Raw genomic sequence first — 17,822 nt, 5'->3', positions numbered from 1 at the left:
TTATTTTCCCCCGTTGAAGTGAGCTTCGATGTACTTCACGATATCCCGAGTGTCGGTACCAGGCGTGAAGATCTCAGCTACACCGGCTTCTTTCAGGCCGGGGATGTCATCGTCAGGGATCACGCCGCCGCCAAGGACGAGGACGTCATTGAGCCCTTCGGCCTGCAGACCCTTGACCACCTGTGGGAACAGGGCCATATGAGCGCCGGAAAGTGAGCTGAGCGCGACTACTTGAGCGTCTTCCTGGATGGCCACTTCCACGATTTGAGCTGGTGTCTGACGAAGTCCTGTATAGATGACTTCCATCCCTGCGTCCCGCAGAGCTTGGGCGACCACTTTGGCGCCACGGTCATGACCGTCAAGTCCCGGTTTAGCCACAACTACGCGAATCGGTTTCTTTTCCATGTTTCAGCGACCCTCCTCTACTAGAAAATGATTTGTTGACGATATTCGCCGAATACGTTCCGCAGCACACCACAGATTTCGCCGAGGGAAGCATACGCTTTCACGGCTTCAATAATGGGCGGCATGAGGTTTTCGTTACCTTCGGCGGCTGCTTTCACGCGAGCCAAAGCAGCTTCGACAGCGGCGTTGTCCCGAGATTCCTTGACCTTTTTCAGCTTCGCCTTTTGAGACTCGCCGAGAGCCGGATCAACTTTCAGCAGGCCTTTGGGCGGCTCTTCTTTCATCTGGAACTTGTTGACGCCGATGACGATAGTTTCGCCGTTTTCAACCGATTTCTGGTAGCGGTACGCGCTGGCTTGGATCTCACGCTGCATGTATTCGATCGCGTTGGGAGCCCCGCCCAGGTCGTCGATTTTTTGAATATATTCCATCGCTTTGGCTTCCAGTTGATTCGTCAGCGATTCTACATAGTAGGAACCACCGAGCGGATCAACTACATCGGCTGCGTTGATCTCGTAACCAACGACCTGCTGCGTCCGCAAGGCGATGAGCACAGACTCTTCGTTGGGGAGAGCCAGGGCTTCGTCTTTGGAGTTGGTGTGCAGGGATTGGGTACCGCCAAGTGCTGCCGCCAAGGCTTGGAAAGCGACGCGCATGATGTTTACGTTCGGTTGTTGTGCCGTCAAGGTACTGCCGGCGGTCTGGGTGTGGAAGCGAAGCGCCCAGGAACGAGGGTTCTTAGCTCCAAAACGCTCCTTCATGATCTTGGCCCAGATGCGGCGAGCGGCGCGGAATTTAGCGATTTCTTCGAAGAAGTTCATGTGGGAGTTAAAGAAGAAGGAGAGACGGGGGGCAAACTTGTCTACATCCAAACCAGCGTTGATAGCTGCTTGGACGTAAGCGACGCCGTCAGCCAAGGTGAAGGCGATTTCTTGGGCCGCGCTGGAACCGGCTTCACGAATGTGATAGCCCGAGATGGAGATGGTGTTCCAGTTAGGAACTTTCTCGGCACAGTACGCAAAGATGTCCGTAATCAGGCGCATGGAAGGTGCGGGAGGGAAAATATAGGTACCACGAGCGATATACTCTTTCAAGATATCGTTCTGGATGGTACCGGAGATTTTATCGGATGAAACGCCCTGCTTTTCAGCAACAGCGATGTACATGGCCAGCAACACAGCTGCAGGTGCGTTGATGGTCATGGACGTAGAGACTTTATCCAGAGGGATGCTGTTGAAGAGGATTTCCATGTCTGCCATGGTATCGATGGCAACGCCGACTTTACCGATTTCCCCTTGGGAAAGGTCGTCGTCAGAGTCGTAGCCGATTTGAGTCGGCAGGTCAAAAGCGCAGGACAGACCGGTTTGCCCTTGGTCTAAGAGGTAACGGAAGCGCTCGTTCGTCTGCTCGGCAGTGCCGAATCCAGCATACTGGCGCATGGTCCAGTGACGGCCACGGTACATGTTCGGCTGTACACCACGGGTAAAGGGGTATTCCCCAGGGAATCCTAAGTCATTGGCGTAGTCGAGGTCGGCTACGTCTTCCGGAGTGTATAATGTGTTCATCGTAATGCCGGAGTCAGTCTTAAACTCGGGCTGGCGTTCCGGGTTTTTCTTTACCACTTTCGCCAGGGTGTTTTCTTGCCATTTTGCTTTGGCTTCGCCGATTTGTGCGATTTTTTCCGAATCAAACACGAACCGAAAACCCTCCTTTCGATGTGAGGAAACAACTTGGTTCCTTCTCGCCCGTGGATCGCCCCTGTTGTCCGAGACCAGTCTTCTTTTTTCTGCGCAGTCACAACGGATAACCCGCTGTGACTGCGCGATTTTTCTAGGACCGTCGGATCAACTGCTGAACCTTTTCTACGACTTCGTAGGGGAAGGTGGCCACTTGCGCTCCGGCGGCGGTCAAAGCCTGTACTTTACCTTCGTAAGTGCCCTTGCCCCGCTCAATGATCGCCCCTGCATGACCCATGCGCTTACCCGGAGGTGCGCTCTTCCCGGCCAGGTATGCGACGACAGGCTTGCTCATCGTTTTGATGTACTCGGCTGCTTCTTCTTCTGCGTTGCCGCCGATTTCCCCGACGAGAACGACCACTTGGGTCGCTTCATCAGCTTCAAAACGCTTGAGCATATCCACAAATGTTGAACCCGGAACACGGTCTCCGCCGAGGCCGACGACACTCGTTTGACCGATACCGATATTCGTCAGCGAGCCGACGATTTCGTAGGTCAAGGTGCCCGAACGGGCCACAACGCCAACCGGCCCAGGAGAGAAGGCGATGTTGGGGAGAATCCCCAATTTACATTTCCAGGACGCCATCCCAAAGGTATTCGGTCCTATAATCACCGCATCCTTCAGTTTGGCCCGGTTGACTATGATTAACTCATCCTGAACGGGAATATGTTCGGTGATGATGACGATGACTTTGATGCCTGCTTCAATGGCTTCCAAGGCTGCGTCTTTGCAATAAGCGGCCGGAATAAAGAGTACCGTCGCATCTATGGCATGGTGTTCACACGCTTCGTACACCGTGTTGTAGAGCGGTACACCTTCGTGTACACCGCCGCCTTTGCCGGGAGCTACTCCAGCGACCACATCCGTGCCAAAGGGAAGCATTTGCTTTAAGTGAAAGGTCCCCTGTTTGCCCGTAATCCCTTGAATCAACACTTTGGAACTTGCATCCACCAGTATCGCCATGATTAGACCTCCTCCCCTGCTTTGGAAAGTTCAACGGCTTTTTGTGCGGCCTCTTTCATTTCCCGGTACGCCTCGATGCCGACTTCCCGGAGAATCCGAACGCCTTCTTCCTGGTTGGTGCCGACCATACGGACGACGACCGGTACAGGAATGCCGATGTTTTTCTTTACGTAGGCGAGAGCATTGGCCACATCGTCACAGCGGGTGATGCCGCCGAATATGTTGATAAAGATCACTTTAGGATTTTGAGCCAGCAGGATTTGGATGGCCTTAGCGGTCCCTTCTACCCCGGTGCCGCCGCCGGCGTCCATAAAGTTGGCCGGCTGACCGCCGAAGAGTTGAACCATATCTAAGGTACCCATGGTGATACCAGCGCCGTTGGCCATGATAGCGATATTTCCGCCCAACTCCACGAAAGATCCAACCCCAGCGGCTTTGGCCATCTTCTCCACTTCTGTCATGTCTTCATCCACAAAAGGTACATCCTTTTGCCGGTACAAGGCGCTGTCATCGATGGTCACTTTGGCGTCAGCAGCGATCACTTGATCTCCCGAGATGACGAGCGGGTTAATTTCGACCAATTCGGCATCTTTTTTCACCATAATATTATACATTTTTTCTAGGATATCGGCATAGCTTTTTGCCAAATTACCTGTAAGTCCGATTCGGCGAGCTAAATCTTTGGCAAGAAAAGGCTGCAGCCCAAGAAATACATCCAAATAAACTTTTACGATGTCTTCCTCTGCTTGTTCTTCGATATCCATGCCGCCTTTCGCCGAGGTAATGATGACCGGGGCTTTCGCGGCGCCGTCGATGGTGATAGCCACATAGATTTCCGATTCGATTTTCAGCTTCTCTTCCAACAAAATCCGTTGAACTGGATGTCCTTGAACGGTCATCGCCAAAAGGTCAGCCGCAGCCGCTTTGGCTTCTGCCGGTGTATCGGCAAATTTGATGCCTCCCGCTTTCCCTCGTTTTCCAGAAAGAACTTGGGATTTGATGACCACCGGTTTGCCGATCTCTGCAGCCACTCCTTCGGCTTCTTCCGCTGTCGTGACCATACGGCCTTGCGGCACCGGGATGCCGAATTGGGCAAAGATCTCTTTTCCCATGAACTCAAAACACTTCACGGTTAAATAAGCCCTCCTTAGTTCGCTGTTGATATATTAACCAAAAGGATACACCCTTCATGTAGGGCATTCCCTTAAGGACAACAGTGGACATTTGGAGCTTGCCGCATTATGTGCTAAGTCTAGGATGTGATCAGAGCTGCGTCTATGCGATGACAAAACATTTCTGACTGTATCTTTATGTACGGACTTTGTAGGCAAGCATGAATCGAATAAATGGTGGAAATATATGTAAGATTAAACTTGGCGTAGGCGTAGGGAAAACCTAGCTGGGGCAATTGCCCCAACTAGGCCAGTATTTGGAGAAGTTGATTAGGAACGGAGCGCACGATCAATCCAGCGCTTGACGGTCTGACGGCCCATATCGGCGATCGACGTGGTCAAGGGGATTTCTTTTGGGCAGACGCGGACGCAGTTTTGTGCGTTGCCGCAGTCAGTGATGCCGCCCTCTCCCATGATGGCATCGAGGCGATCATGAGACTGCATTTCTCCGGTAGGATGGGCGTTGAACAGGCGAACCTGGGAGATGGCTGCCGGACCAATGAAGGCCGACTTCTGGTTAAAGTTCGGGCAAGATTCGGCACAACAGCCACAAGTCATGCACCGAGAGAGAGGATAAGCCCACTCTTGATCCCGAGCTGCCATGCGGGGGCCAGCGCCTAGATCATAGGTGCCGTCGATGTCGATCCATGCTTTTACCTTTTTCAGGTTTTCAAACATTTTCGTCCGATCCACTTGTAGGTCGCGGATAAGGGTGAACTTGGAAAGGGGCTCCAAGGTGATCGGCTGGCTCAGTTGATCGACGAGCGACGAGCAGGCTTGGCGAGGTTTGCCGTTGACGACCATGCTGCAAGCGCCGCAGACTTCTTCCAGGCAGTTGCATTCGAACACGACTGGAGTAGTCTTTTGACCGTTGGCCATGACCGGGTTTTTCTGAATATGCATCAACATCGCGATGACGTTGAGGTTTTTGGTATAGGGAATGTTAAACTCTTCCCAACGGGAAGCGGCGTTCGGCCCGTCTTGTCTTTTTACACGCAGACGAATCATTTCCGCCATGATTAATTCGCCCCCTTGTCGACATCATAGCGGCGAGGCCGCGGTTTGATGATCGAGGTATCTACGTCTTCGTATTCGAAGGCGGGACCTTGAGCCGTCCATTTGGCCTTGGTCGTCTTCAGCCAGTTGGCATCGTCACGATCGGGGAATTCAGGCTTGAAGTGAGCACCGCGGCTTTCGTTCCGGTTCAGCGCACCGATGGTGATGACACGGGCCAGTTCAAGCATATTCCAGACGTGGCGGGTGAAGATGGCCGATTGGTTGGCGTACTTGCCGGTATCGGGCAGACCGATCTTCTTCCAGCGAGCCATGAGCTCTTGGATCTTGTTGTCCGTTTCTTTGAGGTCTTTGTTGATCCGGACAATGGTCACGTGTTGGAGCATCATATCGCCCAATTCGGCTTGGATGACGTAGGGATTTTCGGTACCGCTGAGACGATAGATTTCGTCCATCTTGGCCTGTTGCTTTTTGAGCTCGCGGTCGAAGATGGATTGGGCGATATCGGCAGAGGACTTTTTCAGACCTTTGGCATATTTTATCGTTGCAGGTCCAGAGACCATACCACCGAAGATGGCCGAGAGCAGCGAGTTAGCCCCTAACCGGTTGGCACCGTGATATTGATACTCGGCTTCACCGGATGCGAAGAGGCCAGGGATGTTGGTCATGCCGTCATAGTTGGTCCAGAGACCGCCCATGGTGTAGTGCATACCGGGGAAAATCTTCATGGGCACTTTGCGCGGATCGTCGCCGACGAACTTCTCGTAGATTTCGAGAATGCCGCCGAGCTTGCGGTCCAGCGTTTTCGCGTCGATGTGGGACAGGTCCAGATAGACCTGAGCTTTGCCGTCAACGCCGAGGCCCAGTTCATAGACTACTTTGTGAATGGCACGGGTCGCTACGTCCCGGGGAACGAGGTTACCGTAGGCCGGATACCATTCTTCGAGGAAGTACCAAGGTTTGCCGTCTTTATACGTCCATACCCGTCCGCCTTCACCGCGGGCCGACTCAGACATAAGGCGCAGTTTATCTTCACCAGGGATGGCAGTGGGGTGAACCTGAATCATTTCACCGTTAGCATAGAAAGCGCCTTGCTGATAAGCCGAGGCTTGAGGGGAACCGGTGTTAATTGTCGAGTTTGTGGAGCGGCCGAAGATCATGCCGATACCGCCGGTGGCCAGGATGGTAGCCTCACCGCGGAAAGCTTTGATCTCCATGGTAGCCATGTTCTGAGCTACGATACCACGGCAGATGCCTTCGTCATCGACAACCGAGGAAAGGTAGTCCCAGTTTTCATATTTGGTCACTCGGCCGGCAGCTTCCCACTTCCGGACTTGTTCGTCCAGCGCATAGAGTAATTGCTGACCGGTGGTAGCGCCTGCGAAGGCCGTACGGTGGTGCTTGGTGCCACCGAAGCGGCGGAAGTCGAGCAGACCTTCCGGAGTACGGTTAAACATAACGCCCATGCGGTCCATCATGTAGATGATCCCGGGGGCTGCGTCACACATGGCTTTTACAGGAGGCTGGTTCGCCAGGAAGTCACCGCCATAAATGGTGTCATCCGTGTGTTCCCAGGTAGAGTCGCCTTCACCTTTAGTGTTGACAGCCCCGTTGATCCCGCCTTGCGCGCAGACCGAGTGGGACCGCTTCACCGATACAAGGGAAAAGAGGTCAACTTTCCCTCCAGCTTCGCAGATTTTGATAGCGGCCATCAGACCCGCCAAACCGCCACCAACTACGATGATACGCGTTTCCATTTCATCCCACCTCTAATGTCATTAGTGCAGCATCAAGGAGTAAAGGGCTCCGAGACCGCCGATGGAGAGTACACCCATGAGACCCATGCAGATGATAAAGGCCACATTTTGAGCCTTCGGACCAATCGTGATACCCCATGCAACGAGGAAGCTCCAGATACCGTTGCAGAAGTGAAAAGCAGCAGCGAGAAAACCGATGACGTAAGCCACAAAGGCGATCGGATGACTTGAGAGGTATGCGCCAAAAGAGTTGATATAACTCCCAGTGCTCCAGAAGTTCATCGTCTTCAGTGACCAAACGTGCCATACGACGAAGAGTACGGTAATAATGGCTGTTATCCGTTGAATGTAGAACATCCAGTTACGGAAGTAGTTGTACTGGAGGGTGTTGTTCTTCGCAACATAGACAATATAGGCGCCGTAGATCGCGTGGAACGCAATGGGTAAGAAGATAAAGCCCAGTTCCAAGAAGATCTTAAACGGCATGTGATGGAGAAAGCTCGTCCATGCCGACCAAATGCCGCCATCGACGATAGCCATAGAGTTCATCGCTGTGTGCTCGGCAAAAAACAATCCGATCGGAATGATGCCAAGCAGGGAGTGAACTTTACGGATCAAAAAATGATTACTGTTTGACATTCCGCTGCTCCTTTCCGCCCCCGTGGGTATTTAAGAACAAATTATCTCTTTTCTTCTACCTTTTCGCCCAATTCACAAAATTCTAAATTCTACCCAAAAAAAAATCCCGCGGTTCCGCCTCTGCTTGGGTCACACAAAGGCATCCAGGCTCTCACCAACCGTTTGCACTTTTTTTCTCAATCTTCCTCCTTCCAACCCGTAAATAGTTATGAATTGGGCTGTCCCTGTTCTCATTGCGTAGTTTAGCATTGTAAACAATTTGCGTCAACCGTATGTACAAGCCCATTTATACCGAATTACCCCCATTTTTCTTAATCTCTGTGCATTTATCTCCCTTTTTCTAAGCTCATTAAATGTATAAACGATTGAACATTATTTCTTCAAAGTGTAAACACTTCTGCACACGGTACAAAAAATATATACGTTCGGGTAAATCTCACAGGAAAGACCCCCATCATAACTTCGATGAGGGCCTCCTTTTTAGGGGGACATCCAGGTTCCACCTAAATCGTTGCGCATTTCATCGATAGACGTAGAGTTCACTTTACCGCTTCGTCCGATATAGTAGACACGAGTTCGGTGGGTTTCACTTTTCGGAGGAACGAACCATGTCTTTCCTGACGTACCCTTTACCTTGGCAAAAGTTTCTGCTAGTTTTCGCTCTTTTTCGTATTCACTCTGGCGATCGCGGTAATAAAGAGCTGCCATCGCTACGGAAAGGCGAACTTGAGTCTCCATATCCTTGGTGGCCGCATATTCCTCTCGCAAGCGTGCAGCTTCAGCTTTGAGATCTTCTATGGGCATCATGAGCAGTTCCTGTTGGAGAACCGTCTCTTCCCTTGGAAGCAATAGGGCTCACCTCGCAATAGACTAAATTTTATGAATATTATAACGAAGCATTGGGTGCTGGTCAACGGCAGGGGACAATGTAGAAAATGTTCTTTTTCCTTAACGTCATCCTATTCAGCCCTGCTTGAATTATTTCCAAAAAATCAGGTAAAGAGAATCCTTCTGCCGGAGAGAATAACGATAAGTCTTTTGACAAGGAGGTCTTCTCGTGGCACAGGTATATGACTGCATCATCGTCGGTTGTGGCCCTGCCGGTCTCTCCGCCGCTTTAAATCTTAAGATCCGCAACAAGTCTTTTATCATACTGGGGACGAAAGACTGTAGCCAGTGGTTAGCTAAGGCGGAACGGGTCGATAATTATTTAGGCTTTCCGGCCATCAGCGGAAGCGAACTGAGGGATCGCTTTTTCGATCATATCCACCAGCAGGGTATTGAACAGATGGATGCGCGGGTAAGTGCTATCTACGGGGGAGAAGGTACTTTTTCATTGATGGCTGGACGGGACTCTTATCAGTCAAGGACAGTCATTGTGGCAACGGGGGTGCACGTTGAACGTCTCTTGCCCGGCGAAAACGAGTTGCTTGGTCGTGGTGTATCCTATTGTGCTACTTGTGACGGCCCCTTATATAAAGGCAAAAAGGTGGCACTGATCGACTATACTCAGGGGGAGGCTTGGGATGAAGCCCTGTTCCTCAGTGAACTGGCAGCAAAGGTGTATTATCTCTCTGCAACCAGTCAGAACGGAGCAAAGGCCTTTACCCCTTCGACGAATCCTAAAAACATGGAATTCCCCCAAGGAAAGGTCCTGGCACTCAAAGGGACTGAAAGTATTGCATCGCTGCAGACCGACGATCAGGAGATCCCTATCGACGGCGTCTTTATTTTACGGGAAACGATGAAAGCAGAAAATCTTCTGCCCGGTCTAGAAACGCGAGATGGGGCCATTATCGTCGATGCCCACATGAGAACAAACATGCCCGGCGTCTTTGCTGGCGGTGATTGCACCGGTAAACCCTATCAGTTGGCCAAGGCGGTTGGTCAAGGGGCGATCGCTGCCTTAAGTGCCGTCAGTTTTCTCGATGAGCAGCAGCACACACCAGCAAAAGGGTTGTGATTATATTCTCTTATTAGTCAAACAAAAAGGTCAACTCTGAATATTTGTGAATCATCTCTTTTTCCCTTCCTATTATAATATAAAATGGATTTACGTAATTTTCGAGTAATCCTTGCTGGTCATACCATGAGGAACAGCTGATCCCACGAGAGGAGAGGCTGTTTTTTCGATTTTTTTCGACAAAATTAAATTTTTCGCTTATGTGCAGCAGGATTTTGGGAAGTGTCAGAGAATAAGTAATAACGTAAGCGGTCTGACCACCTTACGGTTTGCTGGTTAGAAAATCAATACCTTAGTAGAAAAATCAGCAGCCGAAAGAAAGATGGAGGTGATAAGCAAACCTAACCCCTCTGGCCCGGAAAGATATCTAGCCATCACAATTAATTATCATCCGGTTTCAGTGCACTCATGATTGTGATAATTGTTGCAATCACTTTCGCAAAATTGAAAGGGGGCCTCCTCATGTGGACTCAAGTTTATGATCCCATGGGTAACATCTTTCTCTCGGCTGCCATCGCTGTAATCCCCATCCTCTATCTCTTCTGGGCGTTGGCAATTCAAAAGATGAAAGGCTATATCGCCGGTCTGACTACCACCACCATCGCAGTTTTCATCGCTATCCTGGTCTATGGCATGCCGGCCCAAGTGGCTATTGCCTCCACCCTTCAAGGTGCTTTATACGGTCTCTTCCCCATTTGCTGGATCGTCATCACTGCCGTATTTCTATATAACCTAACCGTTAAGTCGGGGCAGTTTGAAGTCATCAAAGACTCCATCGCCTCCATCACCGATGACCGCCGCCTGCAAGCGCTGCTCATCGCCTTCTCCTTCGGAGCCTTCCTGGAAGGTGCAGCTGGTTTCGGTACTCCCGTCGCTATCTCCGCCGGTATGCTTGTCGGCCTCGGCTTTAACCCTCTCTATGCTGCCGGCCTCTGCTTGATCGCTAACACAGCTCCTGTCGCCTTCGGCGGTATCGGGATTCCCATCATCGTCGCCGGACAGGTCTCTGGTATTGACGACTTTACCATTTCCCAGATGGTCGGCCGCCAGCTTCCCTTCCTGTCTGTCTTCGTTCCCTTCTGGCTTGTCTACATCATGTCCGGATGGAAAGGCATCAAAGAAGTTTGGCCGGCAGCCCTTGTCGCCGGTGGTGCTTTTGCTATCGGACAATGGTGGTCTTCAAACTACTTAGGCGCCATGCTTCCCGACATCATCTCTTCTCTGTGTTCCATCATCGCTCTCGTCATCTTCCTAAAATCCTGGAAGCCTAAAAACATCTGGCGTTTTGCTGACGAACCATCTGCCACCTATAAAGCCACCAGCAACCTAACCTTCAAAAAAGTGCTGAAAGCTTGGAGCCCCTTCATCATTCTGACCATCATGGTCGGTGACTGGGGAATGAAATCGGTCAACGCTGTTTTGGAAACTGTCTCTATTAAATTCGCTTTCCCGATTATCCATAACGCTGTTATCAATCCTGCGAACAACCAGCCTATCGCTGCCATATTCAAGTTAAACTGGCTATCTGCCGCCGGTACGGCCATCTTGATTTCCTGCTTCATCACCATGCTCATTGTCCGGATGCCTCTCGGTCAAACGATGGGTATCTTCTGGGATACGGTCAAGTCACTCAAGTTCCCCATGGTCACCATCGCTTCCGTTCTCGGTTATGCCTACATCGGTAACTCTTCCGGTATGACTTACACCATGGGGATGGCTCTGGCCACTACCGGCGCTCTCTTCCCCTTCTTCTCACCGATTCTCGGCTGGTTGGGTGTCTTCATCACCGGCTCTGACACTTCCGCTAACGCTGTCTTCGGCAAGCTGCAAGGCATCACCGCTGATAAGATCGGTGTCGACCCAGTCTTGACAGTCGCAGCTAACTCCTCTGGCGGGGTTACCGGTAAGATGATTTCTCCTCAGTCCATCGCCGTCGCTTGTGCTGCTACGGGACTCGTCGGCAAGGAATCGGATCTCTTCCGTTTCACCGTAAAGCACTCTCTCTTCTTCCTTGCGGTAGTGTGTGTGATTACATTCTTACAGTCGACCGTCCTCTATTGGATGATTCCCGTGTACCAAAAAGGTGCTGCCGCCGTTGCTGCAGCCGCGGTTAATATGTCCGATGGTTGGATGCTCCTCGGTATCACTGCTGTCATCGTTGCGATTCTCGGCTTCTCCGTCATGGGCCGCACCGAAGACAATCGCGCTTATTCGAAGCGCTAACGAACGGTCCCCGTCGCGGGACAAGCCTCATCGTATCGCCCGCGTCTAAATCAATATAGTGTGTGCCCGCACCGGAAACGGTGCGGGCATTTTTTTGCTTCTGTATAGGTTTAGGCAGAGAACGTGAAGTTGGTTCTTTAGTCTTGCTTGGTTATCAAAAAGACAGTACTATATCCTTATATCATACCCGTAGGGGTAATCAATCGAATAGCTAGTTAAACAACGGTAAATATCCCAATTTCCCAGGAGGTATTGAATCGATATGCATAAAAAAATATCGACATGGATTCTACTTGCCGCGTTAAGCTCTTCCACTCTGCTTCTGAGCGCCTGCAATTCTAAAGAAGGATCAGTAGCTACGTCACTGACCGATTCAGAGAATTCAAAAAAGAGTGCTCCGACAGAAGTTACCTCGAAAACCGCCGAGGAAGACACCTCTACCCTCTCTCCCTACGCTGCGATGGGCATGGTCGGCAAGCCTGCTCCAGCCTTTACGCTGAAGACAGCCGACGGCAAGGAAGTCTCCTTAGCCGACTTTAAGGGAAAACCGGTCATGCTTAATTTCTGGGCCAGTTGGTGCCCCCCCTGTCGTCAGGAAATGCCCGATATCGACGTTCTAGCGGCAGAATACAAGGACAAAGCTGTCGTCATAGGGGTTAACCTTACCCAAGAGGAACGAAAGGCTGACGACGGCGTTAAATACTTCGAGAAGGCAAAGCTTAAATTCCCCATGCTGCTCGATAGCGACCCGAATCAATCCGTTTCGAAAGCATACCGAATTTACTTTAAACCAACCACATTTTTCATCGATAAAGACGGGATTATCCGAGAGGTCTTTATCGGCGCCAAGGAAAAGGAAAATTTCGCGCAACAGTTAAATGCTCTTTTAAAATAAAGGCATTTTTCTGGGTCATCTTCTGTCTCCAAACGCTTACTCTCAATACCCTTCGACCAACATCGCTCACGTCTACGTGAAACCTCAAAATGCTTAAAATAAAAAGATGGACTGCTTTTACTTGGCAGTCCATCTTTTTTAGATCATCCTATGGTATATTGCCGGTTTTGATTTAATCCCGGATCACGCCACTGAGCTTATAGGATTCGTATAACAGCTTGATCGGGTGCACCGTATCGACGGCTAAGTGGGCTTGGGCCAAACCGTCCTCGATGGTCATACGGCAACCGGGACATCCGGTGGTAGCCGTTTGAGCTCCCGTCTGGCTGATGTCAGCAGCTTTTTTCGCGGTGACCTGTTTAGACAGGTCGTAATGGGTCAGGCTGAAGGAACCAGCTCCGCCGCAGCAGCGGGCCGGGTTGGTCATCTCATAGAACTTGACACCAGGAATGGATCGTAGAATCTGGCGCGGCTCCGCGGTCACCTTCATACCCCTGGCCAAGTGGCAGGAGTCGTGATAAGTGACGGATCTTTCGATAGTGCCCATAGGCTTCTCAAGGCCGCCTGCTTTGATGACTAAGGGGTTAGCGTCAATCGTCTTCTTGGCAAGCACTTCAGCCTTGCGCTGGTATTCAGGATCATTCTCTAACAGATGGGGGTAGTGCTCTGCAAAAGAGCAAACACAGGTCCCGCAAGCCATGAAGATATGATCGAGATTATACTTTTGATCGGCTGCAGTGAACACATCGATGTTGTGACGAGCCATTTCACGGCCAATATTACGGTCACCGTTGATGAAGACGGGAGCTCCGCAACAGTGCTGCGCCTTCGGGATGATGACATCAACGTCATTCGCCCGGAGCACTTCCACAATCGCTTTGCAGGTATCCGTATAGATAAAGTTGTTTACACAACCTGTGAAAAAGGCTGCCCGCATTTTCCCTTTACCGCTGTGGGCCGGATTATATTCTTCAAACATGTCCCGAGCCGGTGTGGTCGCCAAGTCGGGGATAACCCGGCGGACATCCATACCCATGACGGAAACACGCATAGTCCGTCCTTTACCTTCACTGCGACGCTTCAGGGCAACACCTTGGAACAAAGCGCCCGTTTTTAAGCCGAAGTTTAACATCCGGCGCAGTTTGAGACCTTTGAAAATGGATTGTTTGATCATCGGCAAGCCGACTGTTTCGGCCATTTGAGCCCGGGCGGCAAGGATGATGTCTACGCAGTGTACGCCACAGGGACAGTTTGCCTCACAAGCTTTACAGGTCAGACAAAGAGCAAACTTATCCAAGAGGCCATGGGTCGGCTGCAATCTACCTTCGAGCACATCGACAGCGAGGCGAATTTTCCCCCGAGCTACAGCGCCTTCATGCATCGTTTCCATATACAGTGGGCAGACAGCTTGGCAGTTGCCGCACTTCATACACTGCTGCATCAATTCCCCTGCTTTTTTCAGGGTTTTGTAGTCAGCCATCTTAGTTCCTCCCCGCTACCATTTTTCCGGGGTTCAAGAGATATTCCGGATCGAGGGCTTCCTTGATGCGACGCAGAACGTCCACCCCAGTTGCACCCAGTTCCCATTCGAGGTACTTCATTTTGGCCATACCGATGCCGTGTTCACCGGAAAGGGTACCACCCAAGTCGACAGCAACGCGGAAGATCTCGTCGACGGCTTTATGGACCCGCTTCATCTGTTCTTCATTGCGCTCGTCACAGAGGATGGTGGGATGCAGGTTACCGTCGCCGGCGTGACCGAAGGTGCCAATGAGCAGGTCATATTTCTTCGCGATTTGGCGGATGGCTCGCAGCATTTCAGGGATGCGGGATCGAGGCACAGTGGCATCTTCCAGAACGGTCGTCGGCGATTTTTGAGCCAACGCCGGCAGAGCGGCGCGGCGGGCGGCCCATAGCTGATCGCGCTCTTTATCAGTCTCGGCGACGCGAACATTGCCCTTAAATTGTTTGCAGACTTCTTCCACAGACTCGGCTTCTTTGGCGACGACTTCCGGGATTCCGTCCACTTCGATGAGCAGTACGGCTTCTGCATCGGTCGGCAAACCGGCATGGGAGAAGGATTCTACCGTCTGAATCGTCGTTTTATCCATGATCTCCAATGTGGCGGGGATGACTTTAGCCGAAATGATCCCAGCGATGGCCTTGCCCGCGTCATCAAGATCGCTAAAAATGGCCAACATGGACTTACGGGACTCCGGAGCAGGAATCAATTTGACGATAAGTTCGGTGATGATGCCCAGGGTACCTTCGGAGCCGGTGAAGAGCTTGACCAGATCATAGGCGGTGACATTCTTGACAGTCTTACCGCCGCAGCGGAATTTTTCACCGTTGGCCAGGACAACTTCCAGGCCCATGATATAGTGCTTGGTCACGCCGTATTTTAAGCCCCGCAAGCCGCCGGAGCACTCCGCCGTAGAGCCGGCCATCGTTGCCGTAGAAACCGTTCCCGGATCAGGAGGGTAGATGAGGCCATAAGGGGCTACGGCTGTGTTTAGCGATTGAATAACCACGCCCGGCTGGACCGTAGCCGTTAGGTTCTCCGCGTCGATTTCGAGAATCTTGTTCATCCGTTGGAAGGTGACGACGACGCCGCCTTTGAGGGGGATCGTACCACCGGAGAGGTTGGTGCCGGCTCCCCGAGGATAGATCGGCGTTTTGTGCTTGCTGGCGATGCGCATGATCGCTTGAACTTCTTCCGTCGTTTGGGGGAGAACGATCGCATCGGGTCGATGAGAGGGCATATCTGCTGTGGCATCAAAAGCGTAGCAGGCCAAATCCTCAATCGTGGTCAGAACCCGTTCTTTGCCTAAAAGAGTTTCCATCTCACGGATCGCTTGTTGAACGGACATATAATACTGCCTCCTTAATTATCCTTTGCGCAGGGACTCAGCCAAGATTTCGGCGGTATGCTTTACCTGGACGGAGCTGCGTTTTTTATCAAGACCACCGGCAATTTGCATGACGCATCCGGGGCAGTCGACACATACCATTTCAGCGCCGGTCGCCGTGATGTTATCCAGCTTTTTCTGGAGAATCGGCGCCGAGATCTCAGGGAATTTCACCAGATAGGAGCCGGCCATGCCGCAGCATTGATCACAGTCTTTCATCTCGATGAGGTCCATGCCGGCCACTTCCGTCAGCAGCTTACGGGGGATGTCGGAGAGATGGAGATGGCGGCGGTAGTGACAGGAGTCGTGATAGGTGAATTTTTTCCGGGCCAAGGGCTTGGACTTCTTACCTGTCTTGACACCGAGCTCAGCGACGAGGTCGGAGAAGTCGCGAACCTTGGCAGCTACCTTTTTTGCCCGTTCATGCCACTGAGGTTCCTCTTTGAGTACATCGACGATGTCTTCGAGCAGTGCGACGGTACATGTGGGGCAGGCAGAAACGATATAATCGGGGTTTCCTTCTTCCATGGCGGCGACGTTTTGTTTCGCCAGGCGGATTTGGGTCTCTCCATCGCCCATATATTTAGCCGGGGCGCCGCAGCAGGCTTGCTCCCAGGGGAAGTAAACTTCACATCCGGCGTGTTCCAACACTTCATAAACGGCTTTGCCGATATGGGGGTAGCAGAAGTCGATGAGACATCCGCCGTAGAAGTTCACCCGCTTTTTCTTGCCAGTGTTCTTTTTCTCATGTTCTTTGGCGAAATCACGGAATGGCTGCGGAGCCACGGCCGGCAAGCTGCGCTCTTTCGTCAATTCTGAAAAAAAGAAAGGTAAGTGGCGGATATAGGGCTTGCCGCCAGTCAGGGGAAACTGGCCGATGGAAGCGACCCGAAGTAGGCTGTGCATTAGTTTCCGGTTGGCAACGACACTGAAGATAGCTTTCGGGATCATCTTCAGGCCGTTCTTTTCGGCCATGCGGCGGCGCATCTTCAGGATCAGATCGGGGATAGGGATTTTACCGGGGCAGACTTCCGTACAGCGACCACAGCCCAAGCAGAGGTTTTGCGGTTTCTCGGCGTCTTCTGGATCATTGAAGAAGAAGGTTAAGATGGCACCGATGCCGCCGGCATAGATGTGACCGTAGACGTGACCGCCAACCATCTGGTAGGCCGGACATACGTTTAAGCAAGAGGCGCAGCGGATACACTGCCAGGCTTGTTTGAATTCGGGATCTTTGAGCATATCACTGCGGCCATTGTCCATGAGGACGATGTGCAGTTCTTTATCTTGCACCTGACCGTCTACTTCCGTAGGGGTGACACCGGTGACGAAAGTGACGTAACTGGTGATGAGCTGACCGGTAGCGCTTTTGGGCAGCGCTTTGATGATATTGGCCGCTTCTTGCATGTTGCGGATGATTTTCTCAATACCGACAAGTGCGACGTGAATTCGAGGCAGCGTCGTCGTCAGACGGGCGTTCCCTTCATTCGTCACTGTGGCGATAGAGCCTGTCTCTGCAACGGCCATGTTTGCGCCGGAGATACCCATATCGGCTTCGATGAATTTAGTCCGCAACTCGACACGGGCTTTTTGCACCATCAAGGGAATATCGGGAGGAATATCCGATTTCATCTCTTTGCTGAAATAGCCGGCTACCTGCTCTTTAGAAAGGTGAATTGCGGGCATCACCATGTGGCTTGGCTTTTGGCCGGCCAACTGGATGATCCATTCACCTAAATCTGTTTCATTGACGATCATGCCGGCTTTTTTCAGGTGATCGTTCAAATGAATCTCTTCGGAGGCCATGGACTTGGATTTTACGATTCGTTTGACGCCTCGGTCTACAGCCAGGTTGGCGATGTAGCGATTGGCATCGTCAGCTGTTTTGGCAAAATAGACCTTAGCTCCCCGTTTGGTAGCGTTTTCGGTGAACATTTTAATCAATTGATCCAGGTCATCGCCGTTTTTTGCCTTCGAACAGGCGATCTCGCCGCGCAGTGCTTCGATGTCCACCCCTTGGTAGGCGTTCTTCCTGGCCGTGGGATAGGCGTCGGCAAAGCGGCTTAAGGCGCCCCGCATGACCTGGTCTTGTAAAGCCTTCTGAATGGATGCTTTAAAGTCTTGATTTTTTTCCTGGTTGGACAT

Annotated in this window: 14 protein-coding genes; 3 read left to right on the top strand and 11 right to left on the bottom strand. The window is 51.6% G+C overall.

Going from position 1 to position 17,822, the window contains the following annotated elements:
• The 8 genes from H1S01_RS00190 to H1S01_RS00155 form a co-directional block, all read right to left on the bottom strand.
• Positions 1 to 405 (bottom strand): cobalamin B12-binding domain-containing protein, encoded by a 405-nt coding sequence (locus tag H1S01_RS00190; protein ID WP_155475692.1) that lies wholly within the window; start codon positions 403 to 405, stop codon positions 1 to 3.
• Between the two features lie 20 nt (positions 406 to 425).
• Positions 426 to 2,099: a methylmalonyl-CoA mutase family protein gene (locus H1S01_RS00185; RefSeq protein WP_188038126.1), complete on the bottom strand. Its 1,674-nt coding sequence runs from the start codon at positions 2,097 to 2,099 to the stop codon at positions 426 to 428.
• A 136-nt stretch (positions 2,100 to 2,235) separates the two neighbouring features.
• Positions 2,236 to 3,105: a succinate--CoA ligase subunit alpha gene (gene sucD, locus H1S01_RS00180; RefSeq protein WP_188038125.1), complete on the bottom strand. Its 870-nt coding sequence runs from the start codon at positions 3,103 to 3,105 to the stop codon at positions 2,236 to 2,238.
• 2 nt (positions 3,106 to 3,107) lie between these two features.
• Positions 3,108 to 4,235: an ADP-forming succinate--CoA ligase subunit beta gene (sucC, locus tag H1S01_RS00175; protein WP_188038124.1), complete on the bottom strand. Its 1,128-nt coding sequence runs from the start codon at positions 4,233 to 4,235 to the stop codon at positions 3,108 to 3,110.
• Positions 4,236 to 4,547: 312 nt separating this feature from the next.
• The gene (gene sdhB, locus H1S01_RS00170) at positions 4,548 to 5,294 is read right to left on the bottom strand and encodes a succinate dehydrogenase iron-sulfur subunit (protein ID WP_188038123.1); all 747 of its coding nucleotides are present in this window, start codon (positions 5,292 to 5,294) and stop codon (positions 4,548 to 4,550) included.
• A 2-nt stretch (positions 5,295 to 5,296) separates the two neighbouring features.
• Complete coding sequence (gene sdhA / locus H1S01_RS00165; RefSeq protein WP_188038122.1) at positions 5,297 to 7,048, bottom strand: succinate dehydrogenase flavoprotein subunit; 1,752 nt, start codon at positions 7,046 to 7,048, stop codon at positions 5,297 to 5,299.
• A gap of 21 nt (positions 7,049 to 7,069) precedes the next feature.
• Positions 7,070 to 7,687 (bottom strand): succinate dehydrogenase/fumarate reductase transmembrane subunit, encoded by a 618-nt coding sequence (locus tag H1S01_RS00160; RefSeq protein WP_155475687.1) that lies wholly within the window; start codon positions 7,685 to 7,687, stop codon positions 7,070 to 7,072.
• Between the two features lie 480 nt (positions 7,688 to 8,167).
• On the bottom strand, positions 8,168 to 8,536 hold the full coding sequence (locus H1S01_RS00155) for a hypothetical protein (protein WP_188038121.1): 369 nt from the start codon (positions 8,534 to 8,536) through the stop codon (positions 8,168 to 8,170).
• Positions 8,537 to 8,744: 208 nt separating this feature from the next.
• Here H1S01_RS00155 and H1S01_RS00150 point away from each other — a divergent pair, with 208 nt between their 5' ends.
• From H1S01_RS00150 to H1S01_RS00140, 3 genes are all read left to right on the top strand, one after another.
• Complete coding sequence (locus H1S01_RS00150) at positions 8,745 to 9,650, top strand: FAD-dependent oxidoreductase (protein WP_188038120.1); 906 nt, start codon at positions 8,745 to 8,747, stop codon at positions 9,648 to 9,650.
• Positions 9,651 to 10,112: 462 nt separating this feature from the next.
• Entirely contained in the window at positions 10,113 to 11,873 is a 1,761-nt protein-coding gene (locus H1S01_RS00145) for an L-lactate permease (RefSeq protein ID WP_188038119.1), read from the top strand.
• A gap of 262 nt (positions 11,874 to 12,135) precedes the next feature.
• Positions 12,136 to 12,768, top strand: coding sequence for a peroxiredoxin family protein (locus H1S01_RS00140; protein WP_188038118.1), 633 nt, complete (start codon positions 12,136 to 12,138; stop codon positions 12,766 to 12,768).
• Between the two features lie 172 nt (positions 12,769 to 12,940).
• On the opposite strand, the gene H1S01_RS00135 is transcribed toward H1S01_RS00140, so the two are convergent.
• Genes H1S01_RS00135 through ldhH form a run of 3 tightly spaced genes read right to left on the bottom strand, consistent with a single transcriptional unit; the run spans position 12,941 to position 17,822 of the window.
• A complete protein-coding gene (locus H1S01_RS00135) occupies positions 12,941 to 14,248 on the bottom strand; it encodes a (Fe-S)-binding protein (protein WP_188038117.1) in 1,308 nt (435 codons plus the stop codon).
• A 1-nt stretch (position 14,249) separates the two neighbouring features.
• A complete protein-coding gene (locus H1S01_RS00130; RefSeq protein ID WP_188038116.1) occupies positions 14,250 to 15,638 on the bottom strand; it encodes an FAD-binding oxidoreductase in 1,389 nt (462 codons plus the stop codon).
• Between the two features lie 18 nt (positions 15,639 to 15,656).
• Positions 15,657 to 17,822 (bottom strand): L-lactate dehydrogenase (quinone) large subunit LdhH, encoded by a 2,166-nt coding sequence (gene ldhH, locus H1S01_RS00125; protein WP_188038115.1) that lies wholly within the window; start codon positions 17,820 to 17,822, stop codon positions 15,657 to 15,659.

The organism is Heliobacterium chlorum (assembly GCF_014502795.1).
GTDB lineage: Bacteria > Bacillota > Desulfitobacteriia > Heliobacteriales > Heliobacteriaceae > Heliobacterium > Heliobacterium chlorum.
This window is presented reverse-complemented; position numbering and strand designations above follow the sequence as displayed.

Excerpts from the sequence above, each read along its gene's own strand:
- H1S01_RS00190 (WP_155475692.1), bottom strand. The coding sequence starts at position 405 with ATGGAAAAGAAACCGATTCGCGTAGTTGTGGCTAAACCGGGACTTGAC.
- sucD (WP_188038125.1), bottom strand. The coding sequence starts at position 3,105 with ATGGCGATACTGGTGGATGCAAGTTCCAAAGTGTTGATTCAAGGGATT.
- sdhB (WP_188038123.1), bottom strand. The coding sequence starts at position 5,294 with ATGGCGGAAATGATTCGTCTGCGTGTAAAAAGACAAGACGGGCCGAAC.
- sdhA (WP_188038122.1), bottom strand. The coding sequence starts at position 7,048 with ATGGAAACGCGTATCATCGTAGTTGGTGGCGGTTTGGCGGGTCTGATG.
- H1S01_RS00160 (WP_155475687.1), bottom strand. The coding sequence starts at position 7,687 with ATGTCAAACAGTAATCATTTTTTGATCCGTAAAGTTCACTCCCTGCTT.
- H1S01_RS00145 (WP_188038119.1), top strand. The coding sequence starts at position 10,113 with ATGTGGACTCAAGTTTATGATCCCATGGGTAACATCTTTCTCTCGGCT.
- H1S01_RS00140 (WP_188038118.1), top strand. The coding sequence starts at position 12,136 with ATGCATAAAAAAATATCGACATGGATTCTACTTGCCGCGTTAAGCTCT.
- H1S01_RS00135 (WP_188038117.1), bottom strand. The coding sequence starts at position 14,248 with ATGGCTGACTACAAAACCCTGAAAAAAGCAGGGGAATTGATGCAGCAG.
- H1S01_RS00130 (WP_188038116.1), bottom strand. The coding sequence starts at position 15,638 with ATGTCCGTTCAACAAGCGATCCGTGAGATGGAAACTCTTTTAGGCAAA.
- ldhH (WP_188038115.1), bottom strand. The coding sequence starts at position 17,822 with ATGTCCAACCAGGAAAAAAATCAAGACTTTAAAGCATCCATTCAGAAG.